We start from the raw sequence: 8525 nt of genomic DNA, 5'->3' as shown, positions 1-8525 counted from the left end.
GTCGCCCCCCGCGACTCCACCCGTGGCCGCACGGCCCACCGCCCCGCTGGGGTGGGTGGGTGCACCCCCGTTTGCGGGCGGGTCCTCCGTATGCCGCGACGCTCGCGCCATACGTCCCAGATCTTCCGTTTCACAGTTCATTCGCGAAGGAGCGAAGCACACACATGGCCAACTACACCGCTGCTGACATCAAGGCGCTGCGCGAGCAGACCGGTGCCGGCATGCTCGACGTCAAGAAGGCGCTGGACGAGGCCGACGGCGACAAGGCCAAGGCCACCGAGATCCTGCGGGTCAAGGGCCTCAAGGGCGTGACCAAGCGGGAGGGCCGCACGACCGCCAACGGTCTGGTCACCGCACACGTCGACGGCACCGCCGGCACCCTGCTGGAGATCAACTGCGAGACCGACTTCGTCGCCAAGGGTGAGAAGTTCGTCGAGCTGGCCGACAAGGTGCTCGCGCAGGCTGTGGCCGGCAAGGCCACCGACGCCGAGGCACTGCTGGCCTCCAGCGTCGACGGCGGCACCGTGCAGGACCTCATCGACCAGGCCGGTGCCACCATCGGCGAGAAGATCGAGGTCCGTCGCGTCGGTCGCCTGGAGGGCGAGAACGTCGTGTCCTACCTGCACAAGACCAGCCCCGACCTGCCCGCGCAGATCGGCGTCCTGGTGGCGACCAAGGGCGGCGACGCCACCGTGGCCCGCGACATCGCGATGCACATCGCGGCGTTCAGCCCGACGGTGCTGAGCCGCGACGAGATCGACGCCGAGGTGGTCGAGAACGAGCGTCGCGTCGCCGAGGCGACCGCCAAGGAGGAGGGCAAGCCCGAGGCCGCCCTGCCCAAGATCATCGAGGGCCGCGTCAACGGTTACTTCAAGGAGAACGTCCTGCTCGAGCAGGCGTTCGCCAAGGACTCCAAGAAGACGGTCGCCAAGGTCGCCGAGGAGGCCGGCGCCGAGGTCAGCGGTTTCCTGCGCTTCAAGGTCGGCATCTAGACCCCACGAAGTTTCTCCCCCGCTTCGCTCGTCCGAACACTTCGCGGGGACCGCGAGCGAGGCGGTCTGACCGGTTGCTTCACTGAGCGGACACATCAAGCACTGAGCGGACACGGAATCCTCCCCGGCTTCCGTGTCCGCGCAGTGCATTCCGTGTCCGCTCGATCAGGGTGTCGCGGGCGTGATCACCGGTGGTGCGAACCGGCCGTCCGGTCGCTCGCCGAGCGCCACCCAGTCACGGTGGAAGTCACTGCCGGGCGCGACCAGGTACCGTGCCGACGGATCGGCGACGATGTCCGCCGGCAGCGAGATCGCCGGGGATCGCACGTGATCGGTATGACGAGCCGCCTCGATAGCGTCCCGCAGCGCATGCGCCGCCGGTGTGGCCTCGTGGTCGACGGTAAACAGCCCGAGGTCGTACTCCCGCTCGGGGAAGTCGACCAACCGCCGGTCGATGTCGTGTGAAGACCACCAGGTGATGCCGGTCAGTGTCGGGACGGCCGCGACGGCCTGCACGGTGCGCATGACGAACTGCGGTGCGGCCTCGCGCGGCACATCCGGCAGCGGAGCGCCGACCTCCTGCAGCCACACCGGCCGGTCCGGGGAACCACACGCGCCGGCCAGCCGGGCGAGGTAGGCGGCGTGGGAGGTCGTCGCCGGACCGAGGGGGCCGTCCACCCGTGACGTGCCGTTGAAGACCCACGAGTGCACCGATGACACGTCACCGAGCGTGGTCACGTCGGCCGCGGAGAACGGGTGGTCCGGTGCGTAGAACGCGTCGTCGAAGAGCGAGTGCACCACCCGTTGATCCGCCCGGGCATGCTGGCGTATGGCGCCCAGCAGTTCCTGCGCCCAGGCGGTCGACTGCGGGATCGTGGTGGCGTTCGCCGGCCACAGGTTGTTGACCTCGTTGCCGAGGGTGAACGCGAACACGTTCGGCTCCGGCGCCAGTGCCCCCACCAATTGCTCGACGTACCAACGCAACCCGTCGCGTGCGTCGCGGTCGGTGAAGATGCTGCGCTGATGCCAGGTGAGCACCCACGACGGCAGGAAGTCGAAGCTCGACAGGTGGCCCTGCAGCAGATCCACGCAGACGTCCAGACCGCGCTCCGCGCCCAGGTGTATGACGGTTCGCACGTCGGCCACGGCACGGGCCCGCACCTGGGCACGGTTCGGCTGGATCCACGGCCACACCGGGAAGATCCGCACATGGTCCATGCCCAGCGAGGCGAGGTCGTCCAGATCGCGCGCGACGGCGTCGCGGTCCAGGTCCAGCCAGCTGTGGAACCAGCCCCGCGAGGGCACGTAGTTGGCGCCGAAGCGGAGGGTGCGGCGCGTCGCCGGCGATTCGTGATCGGACACGCAGGTGACTCTAGCCAGCCGATCCGCGGGCAGCCGGCCGAGCCGGTGCCAGGGGAGCGGTCCCCGACAGCCGCCCGTGCTCTACGGTTTCGTCCGTGAGCAGCTTGGCCGTCCCGGCGCTGATCGCCGTGATCCTGGTGCTGCCGGTCGCGGCGCTGTGGTGGTGGGCCCGCCGGCACCGCGGTATGGGCAGCGAGGCGGACCGCGCGACCTTGCGCACCTTGCACGAGGCGAACCGGGCCGCCCGCCCGTTGCGTGAAGGTCTCACCGAAGCGTCCGCCGAACGCGCGGTCCGGTCGCTGCGCCCGCTGTTGACCGCACCGGCGGTCGCGCTCAGCGACGGGCACTCGGTGCTGGGCTGGGACGGTCACGGGCAGACCCACCGGGACGACGTGCTGTCCGCCGCGACCGCACTGCTGCAGGACGGGCGGGCGCGGGTCGACCGGGTGGTCTGCACCGATCCCGCGTGCCGGCTCCGCGATGTCATCAGCGTCCCCCTGGTCGTCGACGGTTCCGTGGTGGGGACGCTGCACGCGCTGGTGACGGCGGCCGGTGCACCGGTCATCAAGGCCACCCACGAGGTGGCCGACTGGGTCAGCGGTCAGCTGGAGCTCGCCGAGGTCGACCGGCGCCGCTCCGGACTGGCCGAAGCCGAGCTGCGTGCGCTGCGGGCGCAGATCTCGCCGCACTTCATCTACAACGCGCTGACCACGATCGCGGCCTTCGTGCGCACGGACCCGGACCGCGCCCGTGAGTTGCTGCTGGAGTTCGCCGACTTCACGCGCTACTCGTTCCGGCGACGCGGCGAATACACCGCGTTGGCCGACGAACTGCAGTCGATCGAGCAATACCTCACCCTCGAACGGGCCCGCTTCGGCGAGCGCCTGCGGGTGACGTTGCGTGTCGCCCCCGATTGTTTGACGGTGATGGTGCCGTACCTCTCCCTGCAACCGGTCGTCGAGAACGCCGTGCGGCACGGCCTGGAGCCGAAGGCCGGTCCCGGGGAGGTGGTCGTGGAAGCCATCTCCGACGGTGTCGACGTGCGGATCACCGTGGAGGACAACGGGGTCGGAGAGGATCCGGACCGCATCCAGCAGGCGCTCGACGGTGTCACGCAGGCCGATTCGATCGGTCTGTCGAACGTCGACATGCGGCTGCGCGCGACGTTCGGTGAGCAGTACGGCCTGGTGGTCGAGACCGCCCCCGGTGCCGGTACGAAAGTGCTGATGCGGGTGCCGCGGTTCGCCGCCAGGGCCCACCCGAACGACGGTGTCGCGCACTACGGGTCCTGAACGGGCTGCTCATAGACTCCTGGGATGGATGCCGTGCCGGATCACCTGCGGGTGCTCGTCGTCGACGACGAGCCCCCGGCACGTGGCGAGCTGGCCTACATGATCGAGCAACTCGACCCGGGCGCCTCGGTGCACGCCGTCGGTTCGGGCGTCGAGGCCCTGCGCGCACTGGAGACCACGTCGATCGATGCGGTGTTCCTCGACATCGCCATGCCCGGCCTGAGCGGCCTGGACCTCGCCCGGGTGCTCGCCCGTTTCGAGCGGCCGCCGGCGGTCGTCTTCGTGACCGCCCACGACGCGCACGCGGTCGAGGCGTTCGAGCTGGACGCGGTCGACTACCTGCTCAAGCCGGTCCGCCCCGCCCGGGTGCAGGAGGCGCTGCGCCGCGTACTCGCCCACGATGCCCCGCCCGCGCCGCCGGAGGACGACCCGACCATCCCGGTCGAGCTGGGCGGTGTCACCCGATTCGTGCGCCGCTCGGACGTCCACTTCGTCGAGGCACATGGCGACTACGTGCGGTTGCACACCGGCGAGGCCACGCACCTGGTGCGCTTGTCGCTCGGCACCCTCGAACACGACTGGGCCAGTGCGGGGTTCCTGCGCATCCACCGCAGCTACCTGGTGGCCACTCGGCACATCACCGAGTTGCGCCAGCACGACCAGCGCAGCGTGGTGGTGATCGACGGTCACGAACTCGAGGTCAGCCGCCGCCGCAGCCGCGAGTTGAAGGACGTGTTGCTGCGCGGGTCGGGGGAGCAGCGCCGGGAGCCGCGGTCGTGACCGCAGCCGACGGCCCCGCCCCGCGGCATCGCCCCGACGGACCGGGGCCGCGGGTCCGGGTGCAGCGTCGCCGCAACGCCGCTGCGGACGTGGCCGCGATGAGCCAGGAGATCGACGCGCAGTCGATGCTCGGTGAGGCGTTGCTGCGGTCGCTGATGCGTGCCCAGTTGCGGCTGGCCGCGGTGGTGCTCTTCCTGCTGGCGGTGACGCTCGGCTCCCTGCCGCTGGCCTTCGACGTGCTGCCCGGCATCCGCCGGCTGCACGTGGTCGGCATACCTCTTCCGTGGCTGCTGCTCGGTGTGCTGGTCTATCCCGTGCTGCTCGGCCTCGGCTGGTTCTACGTGCGCTACGCCGAACGCAACGAGGCCGGCTTCATGCGGCTGGTCGGGCGGCCCGGCGCGGGCACAGCGGGCCCGGCGGGCACAGCGGGCGAGCGATGAATGCCGCTGTCGGCCTGACAGCGGTCCTGGCGGTCTCGCTGCTCACCCTGGGCATCGGCGTCTTCGGTGTCCGGGTCTCGCGCACCACCAGCGACTTCTACGTCGCCTCCCGCAGCGTCGGGCCGGTCGTCAACGCCTCGGCGATCGGAGGCGAATACCTCTCTGCCGCCTCGTTTCTCGGTGCTGCCGGCCTCATCCTGGCGCACGGCGCCGACGCGCTGTGGTACCCCGTCGGCTGGACCGCCGGTTACCTGGTCCTACTGGTGCTGGTCGCCGCCCCGTTGCGTCGCTCGGGCGCCTACACGCTGTCCGACTTCGCCGAGCTGCGGCTGGAGTCCCAGGCGGCCCGCAAGGTGTCCAGCGTGGTGGTGGCACTGATCGGGGTGCTCTACCTCCTGCCGCAGTTCCAGGGCGCCGGCATCACCTTGCGCACCCTCGTCGGAGCGCCGACTTGGACCGGTTCGGTGCTCGTCGCGGTGGTCGTGCTGGTGATCGTGCTGTCCGGCGGCATGCGCTCCATCACGGTGACGCAGGCGTTCCAGTACTGGCTGAAACTCACCGCGTTGATCATCCCGGCCGCCGTCCTGCTGGCGCACTGGCATCGGGCGGGCGGCCCGGCGCCGCACGAACTGCACGTGTCCGACTGGGTCGAGCCGATGCAGGGCGAACACGCCACCTACTTGGTCTATTCGCTGATGCTGGCGACCTTCCTGGGCACGATGGGACTGCCGCACGTCGTGGCCAGGTTCTACACCAACATCGACGGACGCGCCGCCCGGCGCACCACCCTGGGCGTGCTTGGCCTGCTGAGCCTCTTCTACCTGATCCCCACGGTGTATGGCGTCCTCGGCCGCATCTACAGCTTCCGCCTGATCGCGTCCGGGCGCACCGACGCGGTGGTGCTGGAGCTGCCGACCGACATGCTGCACGGTTTCGGCGCGGACCTGCTCACCGGGCTGCTGGGCGCCGGGGCGTTCGCGGCGTTCCTGTCGACCTCGTCCGGGCTGGCCGTGTCGGTGGCGGGCGTGCTCAGCCAGGATGTGCTGCGCGGCCGATCGGACCCGGTCCGGGACTTCCGCCGCGCCACCGCGCTGGTCGTCTCACTGACATTGGTGCTGCTCGTGGTCTCCAGCGGGGTGCCGGTCGCCCGCGCGGTGGAGCTGGCGTTCGCGGTCGCGGCCTCGACCTTCTGTCCCTTGCTGTTGCTCGGCATCTGGTGGCGTGGCCTCACCGCCCCCGGCGCGATCGCCGGCCTGGTGGTCGGCGGTGGCACCTGCACGGCCGCGGTCGTCACCGCGCTGGCCGGCTACCACGCACCCGGACTCGCCGGTCCGCTGCTGGCACAGCCGGCCGCGTGGACCACCCCGCTGAGCCTGCTGGTGATGATCGGCGTGTCGCTGGCCACCGCGGACCGCCGTCCGCCCAGCGTCATGCGCACCATGGTCCGCCTGCACACCCCGGAGCACCTCGACGTCGACCGGGGCAGCTTCGACCCCGAGCGCGGCGCGGGATCGGCCACCGACGCACCGACCGTTCGGCCCGGTGCAGCGACCGTTCGTCGCGGCCGGCGGTGACGTCCGGCGACCATGTGACCCCGCTCACATCATGGAATCCGTCATGACCACCGCGGCCTGGCTGATGCGAGAAAGCTGGTGACACACGGTGTGTGCCGTGACCATCGCCCGACGTCAGGAGTTCTTCCATGTCCGAGACGACCACCCGCCCGGCACCGGGCGCCCACCTGGCCGATCCGGCCGCACTCGGCCTGGGCGCCTTCGCCCTGACCACGTTCGTGCTGAGCGTCGTCAACGCCGGCATAGTCCCCTCGACCGTGGAGCCCGTGGTGTTCGGCCTCGCCTTCGCCTACGGCGGCGGTGCGCAGCTCGTCGCCGGCATCTGGGAGTTCGCCAAGGGCAACACCTTCGGCGCCACGGCGTTCTGCTCGTACGGCGCGTTCTGGCTGTCCTTCTGGTGGCTGACCGGGCACACCGACCTGTCCGGCGCCGGCTCGGACGTCAACAAGGGCCTGGGCGTCTACCTGCTCGCCTGGGGCATCTTCACCCTCTACATGACCGTCGCCTCGCTGCGGGTCAGCGGCGCCGTGCTGGTCGTCTTCATCCTGCTGACCATCACCTATTTCCTCCTGGCCTTCGGTGAGTTCGGGAACAGCAGTGGATTGACCAAGACCGGTGGCTATGTTGGGTTGTTGACGGCGATCGCCGCTGGGTACGCATCGTTCGCGCCGGTCGCGAACTTCACGTTCAAGCGCACCGTGCTGCCGACTTTCCCGTTGAGCTGAAGGAGCACACATGAGTGACACACCGACCGAGCCCACTCTGTCCAACCTGCTGCACGAGACCCGACGGTTCGAACCCCCGGCCGACCTGGCGGCCGCCGCCAACGTCAAGGCCGACGCGTATGACGCGGCTGACGCCGACCGGCTCGGGTTCTGGGCGAAGCAGGCCGAACGGCTCACCTGGGACACGCCGTTCGAGGAGGTCCTCGACTGGTCCAACCCGCCCTTCGCGAAGTGGTTCGTCGGCGGCAAGCTGAATGCGGCATACAACTGCCTCGACCGGCACGTGGAGGCCGGTAACGGCGTCCGCGTCGCCTACTACTTCGAGGGCGAGCCCGGGGACACCCGCACCATCACCTACGCCCAGCTCAAGGACGAGGTGTGCAAGGCCGCCAACGCGCTCATCGAGCTCGGCGTCAAGACCGGTGACCGGGTGGCCATCTACATGCCGATGATCCCCGAGACGGTCATCGCGATGCTGGCCTGCGCCCGGCTGGGCGCGCCGCACACGGTCGTCTTCGGCGGCTTCTCGGCCTCGGCGCTGCGCGACCGCATCATCGACTGCGAGGCGCACATCGTCATCACCGCGGACGGCGGCAACCGCAAGGGCAAGCCGTCGGCGCTGAAGCCGGCCGTGGACGAGGCGCTCACCGAGTGCCCGGACGTGCGCAACGTGCTGGTGGTCAAGCGCACCGGCCAGGACGTCGACTGGACCGAGGGCCGCGACCTGTGGTGGCACGACGCGGTCGACGAGCAGTCGACCGAGCACACCCCGGAGGCGTTCGACGCGGAGCACCCGCTCTACGTGATGTACACCTCGGGCACCACCGGCAAGCCCAAGGGCATCCTGCACACCACCGGCGGTTATCTGGTCGGCACGTCATACACGCACTGGGCCGTCTTCGACCTCAAGCCGGAGACCGACGTCTACTGGACCGCGGCCGACATCGGCTGGGTCACCGGGCACTCCTACATCGTCTACGGACCGCTGGCCAACGGCACGACGTCGATCATGTACGAAGGCACCCCGGACACCCCGCACCCGGGCCGCTGGTGGGAGATCGTCGCCAAGTACAAGGCGACGATCCTCTACTGCGCCCCGACCGCGATCCGCACCTTCATGAAGATCGGCGCGGAGGTGCCCGCCGAGCACGACCTCACCTCGCTGCGGCTGATCGGTTCGGTCGGTGAGCCGATCAACCCCGAGGCCTACGTCTGGTACCGCGACACCATCGGTGGCGGCAAGACGCCGGTGGTCGACACCTGGTGGCAGACCGAGACCGGCATGATCATGGTCAGCGCGCTGCCCGGCCTGACGACGCTGAAACCCGGATCAGCCACCCAGCCCTTCCTGGGCGTCAAG

The 8525-nt window shown here is 69.9% G+C and carries 8 protein-coding genes; 7 read left to right on the top strand and 1 reads right to left on the bottom strand.

What is annotated here, in order from left to right; genetic code table 11:
- Positions 1–164 precede the first annotated feature (164 nt).
- Entirely contained in the window at positions 165–992 is an 828-nt protein-coding gene (tsf, locus tag ACTHL4_RS14985; RefSeq protein ID WP_440283567.1) for a translation elongation factor Ts, read from the top strand.
- A gap of 165 nt (positions 993–1157) precedes the next feature.
- Here the strand turns inward: tsf and ACTHL4_RS14980 are convergent, their stop codons facing one another.
- Positions 1158–2354, bottom strand: coding sequence for a glycoside hydrolase 5 family protein (locus tag ACTHL4_RS14980; RefSeq protein ID WP_440283566.1), 1197 nt, complete (start codon positions 2352–2354; stop codon positions 1158–1160).
- Between the two features lie 95 nt (positions 2355–2449).
- Here ACTHL4_RS14980 and ACTHL4_RS14975 point away from each other — a divergent pair, with 95 nt between their 5' ends.
- The 6 genes from ACTHL4_RS14975 to ACTHL4_RS14950 form a co-directional block, all read left to right on the top strand.
- Positions 2450–3646, top strand: a complete 1197-nt coding sequence (locus tag ACTHL4_RS14975; protein ID WP_440283565.1) for a sensor histidine kinase — start codon at positions 2450–2452, stop codon at positions 3644–3646.
- 24 nt (positions 3647–3670) lie between these two features.
- Positions 3671–4426: a LytR/AlgR family response regulator transcription factor gene (locus ACTHL4_RS14970; RefSeq protein WP_440283564.1), complete on the top strand. Its 756-nt coding sequence runs from the start codon at positions 3671–3673 to the stop codon at positions 4424–4426.
- Positions 4423–4866, top strand: coding sequence for a hypothetical protein (locus tag ACTHL4_RS14965; RefSeq protein WP_440283563.1), 444 nt, complete (start codon positions 4423–4425; stop codon positions 4864–4866). Before ACTHL4_RS14970 ends, ACTHL4_RS14965 begins: the two co-directional genes overlap by 4 nt.
- On the top strand, positions 4863–6440 hold the full coding sequence (locus ACTHL4_RS14960; protein ID WP_440283562.1) for a sodium/solute symporter: 1578 nt from the start codon (positions 4863–4865) through the stop codon (positions 6438–6440). The genes ACTHL4_RS14965 and ACTHL4_RS14960 overlap by 4 nt, the downstream gene beginning before the upstream one ends.
- A gap of 128 nt (positions 6441–6568) precedes the next feature.
- Positions 6569–7165 carry an acetate uptake transporter gene (locus tag ACTHL4_RS14955; protein WP_440283561.1) on the top strand — a complete coding sequence of 199 codons (597 nt, stop codon included), beginning with the start codon at positions 6569–6571 and terminating at the stop codon, positions 7163–7165.
- 10 nt (positions 7166–7175) lie between these two features.
- The coding region (locus ACTHL4_RS14950; RefSeq protein ID WP_440283560.1) for an acetate--CoA ligase at positions 7176–8525 on the top strand (1350 nt) is incomplete at its 3' end.

Source organism: Flexivirga sp. (assembly GCF_051955415.1).
In the GTDB taxonomy this organism is placed as follows: Bacteria; Actinomycetota; Actinomycetes; order Actinomycetales; family Dermatophilaceae; genus Flexivirga.
This window is presented reverse-complemented; position numbering and strand designations above follow the sequence as displayed.